Origin of the sequence: Halalkalibacter oceani (assembly GCF_023715705.1) — a bacterium.
Taxonomy (GTDB): Bacteria; Bacillota; Bacilli; order Bacillales; family Bacillaceae_D; genus Halalkalibacter; species Halalkalibacter oceani_A.
In genome coordinates this window covers 53,641-69,016 of the sequence record NZ_JAMBOS010000001.1, presented here as the reverse complement: position 1 = coordinate 69,016, position 15,376 = coordinate 53,641, and the positions used below count along the sequence as shown (strand labels likewise).

Below are 15,376 nucleotides of genomic sequence, written 5' to 3'. Positions count from 1 at the left end.
AGCTGCTGAAAAAGTGCAGCAGCTTCCTCACAACGGGCTTGTGCCATTGTCCCGAAACCATGCCGATTTACAGTTGAGGAATGACAGGGATAGGCACTTTAATAAAAAGAGTAAAAACAGCGTAGAGCGCCACAGTGAACAGGCATGAGACGAATAAGAAATGGAGTGGCCGCAGCTTCTCCCATTTTCGCAGATGAACGAAAAGTGGCACGAGAAGCATTAATAAAAAGGTTTGGCTATAGAAGCCGAGCAGATTCGTCAGAAAACAAAGAACGGTGACGAGAGCGAGGCAGATCACCACAGAGTAATCTAGTGCGAACGATCTTCTCGTTCTTGGACGTTTCACCACCTGAACGGCTTTGTAACAAAGAAACCCGAGCATCGCAGCAAATGTCAGCTGAGGAAACACCCGCAGCTCAAACGGCAGGCTGTTAAGCTGAACCAGAGACACCGTCACCACAGCAACCGCTGTGAACCAGCCGCTGATAGCCCAGTAGTCACGCCCCTGATTTGCCTCCCGTGCTGCCTCTTGAGTGGATTTGTTTTTCAGCCCACGATAGATAGCGACTCCCACTGTTACCAAAATAAAGCCGCAAAGTAAGGCATTCCACGTTCCACTAAAAAAGTACAACCAGGGAGAGCCTTGAGCCGCGCCGATTTGAATCCCTTGAAGCAGCCCTTCTTCAGCAATTTTGCCAAGGATAAACCCTAAGGCGATCGGTGCGGGTGAAAACTGGAACTTTTGCAACACGAACATCATCAGTCCCAGCACAACAGCCGTATAAACATCAAACATGCTATTCTGTGTTGTGAAGGCTCCGATGATTGACAATGACAAAATAGCCGGGGCGAGATAATAGGCCGGGATGCTCGTTAGCCTGGCGATATGGGTCACTAACAATAAGCCGAGAACGAGCAAAAAGAACTGGGCAAGAATCATGCTGTAAATAAATGTATACGCCACATCGGCATGTTCGACAAACAGGCTTCTCCCCGGCCAAATGCCATGAATTAACAAGCCGCCAAGAAAGATCGCGGCTGTTGGTGAGCCCGGAATACCCAATGTCAGTAACGGAATTAATGAACCGCCGACCATCGCATTGTTGGCACTTTCCGAAGCGATAATCCCCTGCTTTTCGCCTTTTCCAAACGTGTTTTTCTGTTTGGAAAAACGCCTCACCTCATTATAAGCAAGCACGCTCGCTACATTGCCACCCGCGCCCGGAAGCATTCCGATAAGGGCGCCGACTCCGCTTCCGATTGTCACTGCTTTCGGCCGCTTTAACACATCGCCAAATGACTGACGGATAGACGAAGCGGTTGTCTGTTTATGTCGTTTGATTTTTTGATTACCTTCTGACAGGTCTTCAATCATTCGGAAAGCCTGAGGAATAGCAAATAAGCCGATCAGCACCGCGACAACATGAAACCCGCCAACAAAGCTATCGATTCCAAAGGTAAAGCGGGCCGTTCCGGTCACAGTACTAATTCCGACGAAGGAAAGGACAATGCCCAGGCAACCGCCGAGCATATTCTTCGCCGCTCCCCCCTCTGAAATGACAGCGATGACCGTAATGCCGAACAGGGCGATCCAGAAGCTTTCCGTCGGGCCAAAGGCTAAAGAAAATTCCGTTAAAACAGGGGCAAAAAATACGAGCAGGATCATCCCGATCACACCGCCGGCAAAGGAAGCAATCGTCGCCAGCTCCAACGCCTTTCTCGCCTTGCCCTTTTGCGCCATTGGATAGCCATCAAACGTAGTCGCCACCGATGCAGGCGCGCCGGGCACATTAAAAAGAATGGCCGGAATCGAGCCACCAAACACGCTGCCGCAATAGATCCCGCCAAGCAGAATCAAGCCATCTGTTGCCCCGAGTGAAAAAGTAAAGGGGATCGTTAAAGCCACTCCCATTGTCGGTGTCAGGCCAGGTAAGGCTCCCACGGCGATCCCGAGACATAAACCGAGTACGAGCATCAAAAGATGCCGAATGTCAAACAATTGCAGTAAAATATCCATACCCTGCCTCCACTTCTCAAGACTAGGGTATGATATTCACCCAAAAAGCGATGTGTGCTATTCCTCCTTATCGTCCGGCTTTAATTCAAGCTGTTTTCCGCCAACGGTCAAGTAAGACATCACTTCCAGCTCCGGCTTTAACTTGGTCAACCCTTGAATATAGGGCGTGACCAGATCTTTAAAATCCTCGCTGACCCCTTCTTCGGCAAGCTGCCCGTACACATACATTTTCTTTTTGTCCTGCTCCAGTAAAAACGCCAAATAGCCAACTGGTTTATTTAAATCAGTCACGACATTCAATACTTGAGCATCCTCTTTCACAAATTCCGGAGAAAAGTAAAGCTGCATGTAATAACCCCCTTTATTCAGTCGTCAATTGAAATTTTTTAAATAACGTATGAGCTGAGTCATCTGACTTTGCTGGCTTTGTTTTTTTCACATGAATGAATAGTAAACAAAGGAGCCCCAGCAGCAGCGTCAGCCCCGCCGTCAACAAAAACATTCCGGTACGTGACCAGTTCATTAACATTTCAAACAAAGGCGGACCCGCCGCCACTCCTAAAAAACGGACCGAGCCGTATAACGACGTAACAAACCCGCGCATTTCCTGCCCGACCGAGCCGGTTATCAGGCTGTTAAGGCATGGCAGGACAAGCCCAGTACCGACGCTGCTGATCACAAGTATGGCAATAAACGGCACAAGCCTGTGAAAAAACACCAATGTTGAAAATGAAATCGTCATCAGCAGGAAGCCAATCATAATGCAGAGCTTCATTCGCGGCAGATGCTTTCCGATTTTACTTCCTGTAATGAGCGAGGTCGTCATCATAAATAAAAGAGGAATCGCCAGAATACATCCTTTTAGCACGCCATCAATATGATACGTTGTCTCCAGCACGTCCGATAAATAAAATAAAATCCCGAACAATGTAAGAAGACAGGTTGCTCCTGCTAAATAAGCGGTAAAAAGCCAGCGTCCTTCATGCTTAAAGACAGAAAAAAGTCCTTTCACATATGTACCAAAAGGCATTGGCTCTTTTTTCTTTTTCTTCTCTTTGATAAAGAACGCCGTTAACAACAAAGAGACAAGAACAAAGACAGGGAAGCCCCAAAACGGTCCGTACCAGGCAAGCAGCGCCAATAACGACCCAACAATTGGCGAAAGGACTTTTCCAAATCCATTTGATGCCTCGACAAGACCTAATACTTTACTTTGCTGCCCGCCTTTAAATAGATCGCCGGTTAAGGCCATCGCAATTGGCGTCGTTCCCGCCGCACCGATTCCTTGCAGAACGCGGCCTGCCATAATCCAGATAAAAGGATTGGCAAACCACGCCGCAGCCGCACCCGCCAACAGTCCGCCAATGCCATACAAGCTCAGAGCCGGAATAATGATCCTTTTCCGTGTTAGGCGGTCAGACAAATACCCGAAAATCGGGATGAAAATGGCAGCGGCGATGGAGAAAACTGTGATCGTCAAGCTCGCTTGAAATGCTGAAATATTCAGCTCGGTTTCCATTTTTGGCAAAATAGGAATAAGCATAGAATTACCTAACGTCATAATTAAAGGAATGGAGCCAATCGCCACGACCAGCATCCCGTTATGCTTTTTTTCGACCACCCGTCACCCACGCTCCTTACAGCTCACTTGTTGTCTTCCTTTCTACTTTGTCCCTTTTCGCGTAAACGTTACGTCCAAATAATTTCCAGAAGCATGATTGGTAAGGACCTCCAGTGTAAAGAAGCGGATTTCAGACAAACTAGTGAGTAGAGTAGTCTGTTGATTACTTACTTGTAAGAAGGAGCTGATGTCATGATGTTTGAAATGAGAAAAAACCATAAGATGAAGAGCGGTCAAGCTCTTATGTATTCATTAGTCGGAGTAGGAATCGGGGTTGGGGCGGCTTACGGATTGATGAAAGGACGCCATAACGGGCAGCATCATTCGACAACATCTGATACGTTGCAGCAGACATTAAACGCCTTGCAGGACTAATCGGTTAAAAAAAGCTTGAGACAAAACTAGCTTTGGACCTACTGGCAATGGCTTCACACGCCACAAGCCCGTTGTGAGAAACCCACTCACAACGGGCTTTAAAAGATCATGGCGGTTCCGCTCATTGCTTGGAGGCCGGGCAAAAGGTTAAAAAAACAACCTTTTGTCCAGCCTCTCTAATAAGAAATTTTTTCACCCAAATTATTTAGATCCCTGGTTATATTAAGAATCACTAAAACCTTTCTGTGTTCCTGATCCATACTGGACAGAGGTAAAACTTGATGGACGAGAACCTGATCATTCGCATATTCGCGTTCATATAAAATCGTCTCGGCCAGGATTGAAGAAAAATTGGTCGATTCATTATGATCGAATTCAAGCTCAAGAAATGTTTGCTTTACTTGAATGTTTCCCATCGTAAACTCCTTCCTTCAATACAAAACCAGATTTGATATTTAGTTCTCTATTGGCGTTTGATCAGATACAGGAACGGCATTCATGTATTCCTCAAGCGTGACGCCGAGTTTCGTGATTTCCTGCGCCATTTCGACCCCGACATAACGCAAATGCCACGGTTCATATTTGAAGCCCGTCAATTCCTCTTTCCCTTCCATATAGCGGATGATAAAACCGTAGTCGGCAGCGTTCTCCTCCAGCCATTTTGCTTCAACTGTATCAGCAAAGCAGTCTTCCACTGCGCAGCTTAAATCCTCTCCGACGACGTCAATCGCCAAACCGGTTTGATGTTCGCTTGTTCCGGGCACAGCGCTGTATGTACGCGCGAGCTCCTCCCCGTCTTGAGCAACATAATAATCAAACAGGCTCTTTTGCGTTTGATACGAGCGGTAAGCCGAGACACCAAGCAAGGTCATGCCATCGTCTTTTGCGGCGGCGAACAATTGCTCAACAGCGTCCGCTGCTTCCTGCCGCATTAAGCGTTTTTCCACTTTCTCTTCAAAGATAAATGGGATATCAGGATAAACCAGGTCGTCCGGTTCATAGCCATCCATTAATGCATATTCCTCATTAACAAGTACTGCCACACTTTGCGGATCGGTTACTACCTCGATTCCCGGCTCCTCGTTCTGCTCGGAGTCCGGTCCCGCAGAGGCTTCCCCTGCTTCATTACCCTCTGCTTGCTCAGTATGAGAGGAGAGCATCGGGGAATCTTGATCGGTCGTGGATTGCTGCTGATCACAAGCTTGTCCAACAAACAAGCTGATAATCCCTATTATTACGATCAGTGGCTTTTTCATATGATCCTCCCTCCACAAATTCAAACTATATTCTATACTACCTCTTTTTTAGCTGTTTTTAAACTCTCTATCCAAAACTCGTCCTAACAACCTAAAAAAGAGGCTGCGCCAAAAGGTTGATTTTCCCTTTGGTACAACCCCCGAAATGACCACAATTGTTTCCTTGCTCTTTATCCTTCCGGAACCGGACGTTTTTTTTGGCTTTTCACTTGCACCGGCTCCTCTTTTGGCTGTTCTTCGTCTTGTTTTTTGATGAAGAAGGCAAGAATTAAACCGATAAGCGACAGCACAGTTGCCGCCATAAAGGAGACATTGACACCGTGGATCATTGCCATGTCGACATCGCCAGTCACTTGCGGATCCAACGCCGACATCGTCATAATCGTAATCAAAATCGCCGTTCCGATCGCCCCGGCAATTTGCCGCATCGTATTATTCATAGCTGTACCATGCGGAATCAGTCTCCGTGGCAAAACATTAATTCCCGCTGTTGTGACAGGCATCATGACCATGGCCAGTCCGACCATCCGCAGCGCGTAAATAATGGATAGATAGGCAAAGCTCGTCGTCGCTGTTAAGTTGGTAAATAAAGCCGTCGTCACAAAAATAACCGCCAAGCCGCCAATCGACAGTGCCCTTGCTCCGATCTTATCAAAGATCCTTCCGGTAATTGGCGACATCAGCCCCATTAAGACCGCTCCAGGCAATAGCATCAGCCCCGTATCCAAAGCCGTGAAATGATGCATATCCTGCATATAAATCGGCAGAATCGTCGAGCCGCCAATCAGCGACATAAAGACAACCATGCCGATAACGGTCGTCAACGTAAAAACCTTGTATTTAAATACACGAAACTCCAGGATTGGCTGTTCCAGCTTCAGCTGTCTGAAAATAAACCAGACAAGTGAAATGACTCCCACAACCGTTGGCAGAATAACGGATGCACTCATCCAGCCGTGTGCCCCGGCATAGCTGAACCCAAACAGCAGACCGCCAAATCCGAAAGTCGACAAAATGATTGAAAGCATATCGACCTTCGGATTGTGAAGTGTCGTCACATTTCGCAATACAAAATAGGCGGCGATCATATCAATGACGATAACCGGCAATACAACCCAGAAGAGACTTGACCAGTGATAATGTTCAACGAGCCAGCCTGAAAGCGTCGGTCCGAGGGCCGGGGCAAAAGAAATGACAAGACCGACCATCCCCATAGCAGCCCCTCTTTTTTCAACTGGAAAGATCAGCAAAAATACGGTTTGCATTAAAGGCATCATAATCCCCGCTCCGGCGGCCTGGAGAATTCTCCCGACCATTAAAAAGGAGAAAGTCGGAGCAAGCGCGCACACCAGCGTTCCTAACGCAAACAGGAACATCGACGTCAAAAATAACTTTCTCGTCGTATATTTTTCAATTAAAAAGGCCGTGATTGGGATCATAATCCCATTGACGAGCATAAAGATCGTCGTCAGCCACTGCCCTGTATTCGCTGTAATCTGCAGATCGTTCATAAAATGAGGCAAAGCTGTTGTCAGCAATGTCTGATTTAAGATTGCTAGAAACGAACCGACTAACAATACAATGACTAATGGTTTTCTATTTATCTTTTCTACTGATACTTGGGCTGTATCCATTTTTCTACACCTTCTTTAGTTAAATCCCGCTCTCCCACCAGCTCAAGAATCCTCGACATTTCCTGTTTGATTTCAATCCGGCTGTTAATGAACAGGCAAAGCGCCTCAATTAAATATGGCTCAGGCTCATCCACTGTTAATTCCTTTCTCAGCGAATCATACGCAGCCTTTGTTTTTTCCATTTCCGCCCGACTTATCTCCGCCTTAACGATCTTATCCTGTATGCGCATCAGCGCTTCAGCGATTTGCTGATCCGTCGATTTCGCCTCCATTCCGGGCTGAATGCTTTCATAATCATGCATCAGCACCTGCGACAACGCCGGGCGCGGCTTCTCTTTGGCCGTAATAATCTGATCCAGATAAGTCGCCAGCAAAGTCGCGACATCCTCTTTGTTTACCGGCTTCTGCTCGTCCTCCAGCAAATGAATATACTCGCGAATCGCTCCTTGTAACAACATCACAAGATCCCAAAGATATGGTTTTACTTCTTCCCCGTAGGCGTCGAGCAGATAGTCGCGGTGAAGATGAAAAAAGATAGCCTTCGTCCGCTTCATTAAGGCCATCACACGCGGGTTTTGACGGATCGGCATCACCTTGAAAATCACATTCAAAAAGGCTCGATACTCTTTGTTTTCTTGCAGTTCCACCAGAATGCGCTGCCGCAAACGCTCTTTTTTCGGCAAGGAATGATCCAGCTGAATGCCTTTTTCTCTTTCCAGCATTTGAAGCAACGTAAATTCAAATACCTGCAGCAAAAGGTCTTCTTTCGATTCAAAATATTTGTAAAGCGTTGCCTTCGACATCCCGCACTCTTCGGCGATCCGCTGCATCGACGTCGAGAAAAAACCTTCATTTGAAAAACAATCAATCGCCGTTAAAATGATTTTCCTCTTCATCTTTTTTTCATTACCTTCCTTGCTGTTTATCCGGAAAAATCCCCGTCAAAAAACTAAACAGTTTCCAAAAAACTTATTGGTTTTACCATGCTGATTATATAAGGAACGTCTCTTCTTGTAAAGTAATTACATTTATTTTTCTTTAATGACTGAGATCGGATTGGCCAATTTGATTGCTTGTTCTTCCGCATCAGAGCAAGTAAAAGCCAATTCCCATAATGATGTAGGCTGCAAGCAAGGTTGCTCCTTCAAACCAGTTCGTCTCGCCGTCATTCGAAATGACGGTCATTAATAACACGGACGAGACCATCGCGATCAGCTCAGGCAGCGTAAAAACAAGAGGCATTTTCTCAGGCAAAAACAAAGAAAACAGGACGAGAACCGGTGCGACGAACATCGCAATCTGCAAAGTAGAACCGATTGCGATCTCAACCGCAATGTCCATTTTATTTTAAAAGCAAAAATAATAGCAGAGGCATGCTCAGCGGCATTCCCGACAATCGCGACAATAATCACGCCGATGAACAGCTCCGTCCAGCCGAATGTTTCCGCCACTTCTTCAAACGTATGAACAAGCGCCTCAGAGACGTAAGCTACCGCCGCTGTGGCAAAAGCGAGGACGATCATCGCCTTCCCCTTTTTCCACTCGGGTTCTTCATGCTCGCTATTCTCCGGCTCCGTTGGCTGGTAAACCCCACGATGGGTCACTAAGCGGAACATCAGGGCGGCCACGTATAAGAGAATTAAAATGATGGAGATCCCAACACTTAAAGACAATGTTTTAGGAAGCTGCTGAAAAAGTACAATTTTAACTTTTTCAGCAGCTTTTTAGTAATGAGCGTAGCCGTTGCCTGATTTTGAAAGCCTTGCTACGAGTGGGTTTCTCGAAGCAAGGCGCGCAACGCGCGGAGCCATTACTCTTCTTCGAGTTACGAAAAAGGAAGTTTTCAGTGGCCTCTGTTTTAGCCGGGTTCATCGTCATCGAAAAAACCTCGGGTATGACAAAGGCAACGATTACGGCAAACATCAGGAGTCCGGAGTTATGACGGGCATCATACACATTATAATTCTGACGCTTTCGTCTCCATCCCAATTAGTATTTAACCTGTCCCTCCTTTTTTATCCATTCGGGCTTCCCTTTTGAAATAAAAAAGCGCATAGGAAAAACCCGGGTTAAAAGGCGATCATCAACCTTTTGACCCGGGCTCCTGAAACAGCGTCCGCTCCGTTATACGTTTCCTAGAGGGCTTTGCCGATTTTCGGCTTTATCTTCACCCGGTTTTCCTGGGCGCTTTTCCTATTCACAATCCATATCCCTGCAAGTACGAGTGATATTCCAGCTAACGTGCCGACGCTTAAGCTTTCGTCTAAAAAGATATAGCCGGAGATCACACCGACGATAGGTACGAGCAGCAAGGAAATGGAAGCCTTGCTCGCTTCCGTCCGTCTTAATGCATGGTTCCACATGACGAAAGCAAGCGCCGAGGCAATTACGCCAGAAAACAATATATAGACGACCGGCATTAGACCCCACTGCGCTTCCCCATGTTCAAAGGAAAGCGTGTATAGGAATAAACCGACAGACCCGATTACCATTTGCCAAGTCGTATATTGCACCGTATCACAATGCTTTAATTTCAATTTAAAAAGCAAATTAGCAACTGCCCAGGAAATAGCCGAGCTTAACGCCAGCAGCATAATCCAAAATGAGCCCCCAACATGAACATTCATAGCAAGACATAAACCGGCAATGCCTATTATAATGCCGAAAGTCTTGCCCGTTGTTAATCGTTCACCGGGAAGCCACTTATGCGCCATAATTGATAAAAAAAGCGGCATACTGTAGGTCATAACCGATGTTAGACCGGCACTAATGTAGGTAAGCGATATTTGAATCGCGATATTGAAATAGGCCGTCTGGAACAGCCCACATAGAACAAGCCATTTTAGATCCGCTTTATTCGGAAGGGGGATTTTTTTTAACAAGCACACCCCTATCAGCACGAAGGAGCCAGTCAAAAACCTCAATGCCGCAAACTCTCCTGGAGGAAAGACGCCATTTCCCAACTTCATTACAACAAAATTAAATCCCCATATCAGACATAACAGGGCCATCGTGGCATTCAAATGATCCTCTCCCCTCATTTCCCAGAAATCCAGAGGTAATTCTGTCGCCAATCTTGCTCGCAGATTTTGACAAACGTCTTCTTCCCTCTACCGCCTTCCTGCCTTATAAAAAACTTTACAATGAGAAACAAGTGGTGTCTAATATATAAAAAACGTGTTTTTAAGTCGATAAACGACTTAATAGAAGGGAGTAATTGAGTGGAACTGCGTCAGCTTCTCTACTTTACGGTTGTTGCTGAGGAATTGCATTTCGGCCGGGCGGCGATGCGTTTACAGATGACGCAACCCCCGCTGAGTCAGCAGATTTTACAGCTTGAAAAAGAACTAGGAGTCAAGCTGTTTGAACGATCAAAAAGACATGTCGAGCTGACAAATGCCGGACATGTTTTCTTGCAGGAAGTTCGCCAGGTCCTGACGAGATTAGATGAGGCAAAGGCTGCGGCGATCAGAGCGCAAAGCGGGATGACCGGGCGCCTCGTAATCGGTTTTATCGGTTCGGCTACGTTTGATATTTTGCCAGTCATTGTCCGCGGTTTTCAGGAGCAATTTCCGGCGATTGATTTAATCCTTCACGAAATGCATACACCGAGGCAAATTGAGGCCTTTCATAATAAAGAAATTGACATTGGCTTTGTCAGACCACCTATTTTTGATCCGTTGCTATCACTTTTATCGGTCTATCAGGAGACCGGAATCGCTGTCGTTCCGAAATCGCATCCTTTTGCGCAGCGAGCATCCATCTCGATGAACGAACTGAGTTCGGAGCAATTTATCATGGTCGAGCGGGAGATTTGGCCGAGCTGGCACGATGATATTATCGCAAAATGTCACGAGGCGGGGTTTAGTCCGATCACCCGTCAGGTCGTAAAGGAAATCCAGACAGTGATCGGACTGGTTGCCTCAGGATTGGGGATTAGCATCGTCCCGCGATCAACCTCAAACTTTCACACACATGATGTCACCTATGTAAAGATTAAGCAGGAGGCGCCACGGGTAGAGATGAGTCTGGCATGGCGCACGGATAACCATTCAACAATTGTGAAACAATTTCTCACTACAGCGACTGAGCTGATTAAAGCCAACGAGCGCCTGCCGAAAAATTGAATTCCCTCTATTACCGCTTATCCATGAGTGAACGGCTAAACTCAGCTGACCTGTTCCGCCGTCCACTCATGACCTCTTACTTATTCACGCTGAACTGTTCCCAGGCGATTGTAAAGGAAGGCATCCCCGCCGCGTATGGGGCAATTTCATATTCGCTGAAATAAATCGTCACCCCTTGATCGGAGACATAAAACTGTTTTGTAGCCGGGTCAATCCCATGAAAATCAAACACATCATTGAATTCAAGCTGAAAGCCCGCATCCGTCACGCCCTGAGAAACAGTTTCATTGATTATCGACAAATAATCGGTTCCTTCAGGGAACAGGTTCTTTAAGGCCAGCAGTTCACCACTTGCAGGATCGAACGTATAAGCGGCTTGCCAGCTCCCGCCGTGCGCGCCTCCTGTATAGTGATAGCCTTCAAAGACAAGGCTCAAGTAATCGGCATCTTTCTGTTCAATCCGGTAGCTCTCACCAAACGCATACCGCTCGGCGATCATTGGATCCTCTTCGGCTTCCGCACGAGCAAACAGCTCTTCTCTCGCCTCTACGGAACGACCCGCATGCTCGGCGAGTATCTGATTGACTCGTCCTTGAGCCGCTTGATCAAGTCCGATTACGCGAGGAAAGTAGACATTTTCAGCAGCCCGCTGTGGAAGAACAGCAACTTCTTCACGAAAGGATTCTTCTGTTGCCCTTGTTAAGAAAACAGCGAATTCAGCCCTGGTTACATGCTCACCGGGACGAAAAGTCAAATCATGATACCCCGTTGTCAGGCGATGTTCCGCCAGTTTGCTGATGCTCTCATACGCCCAGTGCCCGGATGACACATCACGAAAATCGACAGGCTGGCTGCTGTTTAGCTGCGAAGAGCGCGCTAGAATGATCGCCATCTCTGCCCGCGTTAACGTATCATTCGGACGAAACTCAGTTCCATCAGCAAAAAAGCCTGCTTCCACCGCAGCGGCAATGCCGGAATAAGCATAGTTCGTCTCCGCTACATCCGTGAATGAGACAGGCTGCGGCTGTTCCATGTCCAGGCCGTGCATGCGCGCCAGCGTTACCGCAGCCTGCGCTCTTGTCACATCATCGCCGATACCAAAAGCTCCATCCTGATAGCCAAGCATCACTCCCTGCTCAGCCAAAAAATGAATCTCCTCCACTCCCCAAAATTCATTTGAAACATCCGAAAATGAGACCTCGGCTTGAACGGGACCAGCCGCAAACAACAAAGCTGCCAGTCCGGCAGCCGCCATGATCCTTCTCATCATCATAACCCTTCTTTCTCTCTTTATTATGTAACGTCCCTATCCAGTATAAAGTAACGAAGGCTTGCTGAATAGTTTTGGCGTCAGCCTTTTGCCCAAGGGAAAGTGCCATTAGAGGAGCGGTTTATCGCACCCTACCATGACACGGAAAAATAACCACAGAATAAGTCTCCATAAATGTGAAGCTGCTGAAAAAGTGAAAATCGTACTTTTTCAGCAGCTTTTTTAGTAATGAGCGTAGCCGTTTCCTGATTTTGTAAGCCTGCTACGAGTGAGTTTCTCGAAGCAAGGAGCCATTACACTTCTTCGCGTTACGAAAAGGAAGTTTTTCAGTCGGCTCCGTCATGCCATAGATTTGTTTTATTATTGATTCCTCATATCCTGCTGTCACAACAGCCTTCTCTATCGCTTATTAACATCACGCTAAAAAGAAGCATCATTAAAAATAGAAATCGAAAACATATCCCTCGATCGTGTTTTCAATATTCAGATATTGATTAATACAGTTTGCTAGTTTACTTCCTCAATCAAGGTGCCTCTTTCAATTTTCGTATTATTTAATTCCTCTAAGAACTTACAAATGGCCGTGTGATCTTCACTGCCTAAATCGTGGGAACGGGCACCGTTATAAATTTGACAAGTCATAGAGCCAATTAATGACGTTAAACCGTATTGCTTAATCGCTTCTTGAAAAAGCCCGACATCTTTATGCATTAAACCTAAGGCAAAAGTAGGCGTTGAATATTCCCCTGTAACAAGATGTTCACCGAAAACGTCCAACGTTTTACTGCCTCCGACGCTATTCTCTAAAATTTCTTTTAGTTTAGCGGGCTTAATCCCTCCGGCGGACGCTAATATGAAGGCTTCACTTAAAATAGAGGTAGTCGTCGCGACGACAATATTGTTACATATTTTTGCAATCGACGCTGTCCCAATCGCCCCCAGATAATAAATATTCTTTCCGATATCATTCAAAATCGGTTCAGCTTCCTTATAATCGTTTTCTTCTGCTCCGACAATGATCGAAAGCGTTCCAGCTTCAGCACCGCCCGGTCCCCCGCTAACCGGTGCCTCGATATAGCGCAGACCGTTCCCTTTACATCTCTTACTAGCGTCAATCGCTGTTTGCGGGTCTATCGTGCTTAGATCAATAACTAAAGACTGATGAGACCGATTGAATGGAACCATTTTTTCTGTCATCTCTTTAACTTGAACCGGTCCCGGCAGGCTCATAATGATGACGCTATGCTCTGCAAGAGACTGATTAATATCTTCAACCGCTTCTGCTCCGATATGTGTCGCCCGACTGACTGCTTCGTGAGAGGGATCACTCACCGATACTTGATAGCCTTTTCTAATCAACGTTTGAGTAACGCCAAAGCCCATTCTGCCCGCTCCGACAACAAGTACTTTCCTTTCCATCACACCCACTCCCTTTATCATTAAAATTGTTCACTTGAGTTAAAGCGCCTTCATAGAGGGATTTAGGATAAGGCTGTAACTTACGTTGTACCTGTTACAGCCTTATATTTCGATACATTACCCGAATCTGTTAATCGTTGAAATCGATCATAATACTCTTCACCTGGGTATAGCTATCGAGCATTCCTTCTAAAGAAAACTCGCGCCCGATACCGCTTTGTTTGTAGCCTCCATAGGAAAGACCTGGCATTTGCGCGCCTCCCCGGTTTACCTGAATCCAGCCTGATTCAATTTTGCCTGCTGTTCTTAACGCTTTCTTCGTGTCATTCGTCCAGACAAAAGCAGCTAACCCATATGAGCTGTCATTAGCAGCTTTAATGACTTCTTCCTCATCGCTCCATGACATAATTAGAAGCACCGGACCAAAAATTTCCTCCTTGGCAAGTCTCGTATTGTCATTTTTACAAGCAAACAGGGTCGGCTGGTGGTAATATCCTTCTGCTAACGGTCCTTCCTCAGGGGGAAGCCCGCCGATGAGAAGCTCTAAATTCTCATCATTCATTCCTTCTTCGATAAACCTGGTCACTTTATCAAATTGCTTCTTATTTATGAGAGAGCCCATATCTGATTCCTCAGCCAACGGGTGCCCTACTTTAAGCTCCGCTAAGCGGTTGACCAGCTTTTCAACAAATGAATGAAAAATCGATTCGTGTAAAAATAACCGGGTACCAGCGGAGCATGACTGACCTTGGCGGGCGAAGCGCATCGCTGAAATAATTCCTTCGACCACTTTGTCGTTGTTTGCATCCGGAAAGACGATTTGCGGACTTTTCCCACCCAATTCCAAAGATACAGGAACAATTCGTTCCGCTGCCTTACGCATAATTGTCTTCCCTACGGCTGTTGATCCGGTGAATGTTAATTTATTGACCAACGGATGACTCGTCAAAGCTTCGCCGCATTCCTGTCCATAGCCGGTGATTACGTTTACGACGCCGGCCGGCAAATATTGCGCGCAAATTCTCGCCAGTTTAAGCACTCCTAATGGGGCGTCTTCGGCGGTTTTTAACACGATCGTATTCCCTGCCGCAACGGCGGGAGCGATCTTTAATGATGAAAGCTGAACCGGGGCATTCCACGGGACTATCGCACCAACGACACCATATGGTTCACGCTGTGTATATGCCATTAAATTGTTGTCAACCGGGCATGTACTGCCCCGGATTTCACTGACAACACCGGCGAAGTAACGAAAAATCTCGACGACACTTTTCACTTCACCTCTCGCTTGCGTGCGAATCGCATTTCCAGTTTCAGTAGCGATCGTTCTTGCGATATCCTCTGCCTGCTCTTCCACAGCATCGGCGATTTTCCATAATAGCCTCCCTCTTTCTTTTGCGGGAACCTCTCTCCACGAGGCAAAGGCTGTATGTGCCGCTTTTACGGCAAAGTCGACATCTTCAGCTGAAGACCTTGGCACTTCCGCTATGACAGAACCTCTCTCGGCCGGGCTTTCAATTGGAAAAAACTCTGAGCTGACACTGGCTCGCCATTCCCCATTAATAAGCATAAGTTGCTGTTCAACAGACACTGGTTTCATGTAAACACCTTCCTTATCTGATTATCTATAATGTCTTATCAAGTCCATTGCTTTACA

Annotated in this window: 13 protein-coding genes and 2 pseudogenes; 2 read left to right on the top strand and 13 right to left on the bottom strand. The window is 46.5% G+C overall.

Translation table 11 applies throughout. From position 1 onward, the window contains the following. Positions 1-67: 67 nt before the first annotated feature. The 3 genes from M3212_RS00365 to M3212_RS00355 are packed head-to-tail and all read right to left on the bottom strand — an operon-like array spanning position 68 to position 3,614. Positions 68-2,017, bottom strand: a complete 1,950-nt coding sequence (locus tag M3212_RS00365) for a tripartite tricarboxylate transporter permease (RefSeq protein WP_251191944.1) — start codon at positions 2,015-2,017, stop codon at positions 68-70. 57 nt (positions 2,018-2,074) lie between these two features. Then, positions 2,075-2,365: a hypothetical protein gene (locus M3212_RS00360; RefSeq protein WP_251191943.1), complete on the bottom strand. Its 291-nt coding sequence runs from the start codon at positions 2,363-2,365 to the stop codon at positions 2,075-2,077. Between the two features lie 13 nt (positions 2,366-2,378). Then, entirely contained in the window at positions 2,379-3,614 is a 1,236-nt protein-coding gene (locus M3212_RS00355) for an MFS transporter (RefSeq protein ID WP_251192230.1), read from the bottom strand. 216 nt (positions 3,615-3,830) lie between these two features. On the opposite strand from M3212_RS00355, the gene M3212_RS00350 reads away from it, so the two are divergent. After that, a complete protein-coding gene (locus M3212_RS00350) occupies positions 3,831-4,013 on the top strand; it encodes a hypothetical protein (RefSeq protein ID WP_251191942.1) in 183 nt (60 codons plus the stop codon). Between the two features lie 176 nt (positions 4,014-4,189). On the opposite strand, the gene M3212_RS00345 is transcribed toward M3212_RS00350, so the two are convergent. The 7 genes and pseudogenes from M3212_RS00345 to M3212_RS00315 form a co-directional block, all read right to left on the bottom strand. Then, complete coding sequence (locus M3212_RS00345) at positions 4,190-4,429, bottom strand: hypothetical protein (RefSeq protein WP_251191941.1); 240 nt, start codon at positions 4,427-4,429, stop codon at positions 4,190-4,192. 39 nt (positions 4,430-4,468) lie between these two features. Beyond that, positions 4,469-5,269: a M15 family metallopeptidase gene (locus M3212_RS00340; RefSeq protein ID WP_251191940.1), complete on the bottom strand. Its 801-nt coding sequence runs from the start codon at positions 5,267-5,269 to the stop codon at positions 4,469-4,471. Between the two features lie 170 nt (positions 5,270-5,439). Further along, positions 5,440-6,903 (bottom strand): MDR family MFS transporter, encoded by a 1,464-nt coding sequence (locus tag M3212_RS00335; protein ID WP_251191939.1) that lies wholly within the window; start codon positions 6,901-6,903, stop codon positions 5,440-5,442. After that, positions 6,879-7,799, bottom strand: a complete 921-nt coding sequence (locus M3212_RS00330) for a TetR/AcrR family transcriptional regulator (protein ID WP_251191938.1) — start codon at positions 7,797-7,799, stop codon at positions 6,879-6,881. Before M3212_RS00330 ends, M3212_RS00335 begins: the two co-directional genes overlap by 25 nt. 190 nt (positions 7,800-7,989) lie before the next feature. After that, positions 7,990-8,576, bottom strand: a pseudogene (cax, locus tag M3212_RS00325) (calcium/proton exchanger); the annotation flags it as partial. A 193-nt stretch (positions 8,577-8,769) separates the two neighbouring features. After that, positions 8,770-8,889: pseudogene (locus M3212_RS00320) on the bottom strand (calcium/proton exchanger); the annotation flags it as partial. Positions 8,890-9,038: 149 nt separating this feature from the next. Further along, positions 9,039-9,914, bottom strand: coding sequence for a DMT family transporter (locus tag M3212_RS00315; protein ID WP_285873930.1), 876 nt, complete (start codon positions 9,912-9,914; stop codon positions 9,039-9,041). A gap of 210 nt (positions 9,915-10,124) precedes the next feature. Between M3212_RS00315 and M3212_RS00310 the strand changes: the two genes are divergently transcribed. Then, positions 10,125-11,030: a LysR family transcriptional regulator gene (locus tag M3212_RS00310; RefSeq protein WP_251191937.1), complete on the top strand. Its 906-nt coding sequence runs from the start codon at positions 10,125-10,127 to the stop codon at positions 11,028-11,030. Positions 11,031-11,106: 76 nt separating this feature from the next. On the opposite strand, the gene M3212_RS00305 is transcribed toward M3212_RS00310, so the two are convergent. The 3 genes from M3212_RS00305 to M3212_RS00295 form a co-directional block, all read right to left on the bottom strand. After that, positions 11,107-12,300, bottom strand: a complete 1,194-nt coding sequence (locus tag M3212_RS00305) for an S-layer homology domain-containing protein (RefSeq protein ID WP_251191936.1) — start codon at positions 12,298-12,300, stop codon at positions 11,107-11,109. A gap of 507 nt (positions 12,301-12,807) precedes the next feature. Further along, positions 12,808-13,719 carry an NAD(P)-dependent oxidoreductase gene (locus M3212_RS00300; protein WP_251191935.1) on the bottom strand — a complete coding sequence of 304 codons (912 nt, stop codon included), beginning with the start codon at positions 13,717-13,719 and terminating at the stop codon, positions 12,808-12,810. 130 nt (positions 13,720-13,849) lie between these two features. Further along, positions 13,850-15,319, bottom strand: a complete 1,470-nt coding sequence (locus M3212_RS00295) for an aldehyde dehydrogenase family protein (protein WP_251191934.1) — start codon at positions 15,317-15,319, stop codon at positions 13,850-13,852. Positions 15,320-15,376: the final 57 nt, after the last annotated feature.

What these genes read in the sequence shown, in the direction of transcription:
- M3212_RS00295 (WP_251191934.1), bottom strand. Translation starts at nt 15,319, where the DNA reads ATGAAACCAGTGTCTGTTGAACAGCAACTTATGCTTATTAATGGGGAA.
- M3212_RS00300 (WP_251191935.1), bottom strand. Translation starts at nt 13,719, where the DNA reads ATGGAAAGGAAAGTACTTGTTGTCGGAGCGGGCAGAATGGGCTTTGGC.
- M3212_RS00350 (WP_251191942.1), top strand. Translation starts at nt 3,831, where the DNA reads ATGATGTTTGAAATGAGAAAAAACCATAAGATGAAGAGCGGTCAAGCT.
- M3212_RS00345 (WP_251191941.1), bottom strand. Translation starts at nt 4,429, where the DNA reads ATGGGAAACATTCAAGTAAAGCAAACATTTCTTGAGCTTGAATTCGAT.
- M3212_RS00360 (WP_251191943.1), bottom strand. Translation starts at nt 2,365, where the DNA reads ATGCAGCTTTACTTTTCTCCGGAATTTGTGAAAGAGGATGCTCAAGTA.
- M3212_RS00335 (WP_251191939.1), bottom strand. Translation starts at nt 6,903, where the DNA reads ATGGATACAGCCCAAGTATCAGTAGAAAAGATAAATAGAAAACCATTA.
- M3212_RS00315 (WP_285873930.1), bottom strand. Translation starts at nt 9,914, where the DNA reads ATGGCCCTGTTATGTCTGATATGGGGATTTAATTTTGTTGTAATGAAG.
- M3212_RS00365 (WP_251191944.1), bottom strand. Translation starts at nt 2,017, where the DNA reads ATGGATATTTTACTGCAATTGTTTGACATTCGGCATCTTTTGATGCTC.
- M3212_RS00305 (WP_251191936.1), bottom strand. Translation starts at nt 12,300, where the DNA reads ATGATGAGAAGGATCATGGCGGCTGCCGGACTGGCAGCTTTGTTGTTT.
- M3212_RS00330 (WP_251191938.1), bottom strand. Translation starts at nt 7,799, where the DNA reads ATGAAGAGGAAAATCATTTTAACGGCGATTGATTGTTTTTCAAATGAA.
- M3212_RS00355 (WP_251192230.1), bottom strand. Translation starts at nt 3,614, where the DNA reads ATGCTGGTCGTGGCGATTGGCTCCATTCCTTTAATTATGACGTTAGGT.
- M3212_RS00340 (WP_251191940.1), bottom strand. Translation starts at nt 5,269, where the DNA reads ATGAAAAAGCCACTGATCGTAATAATAGGGATTATCAGCTTGTTTGTT.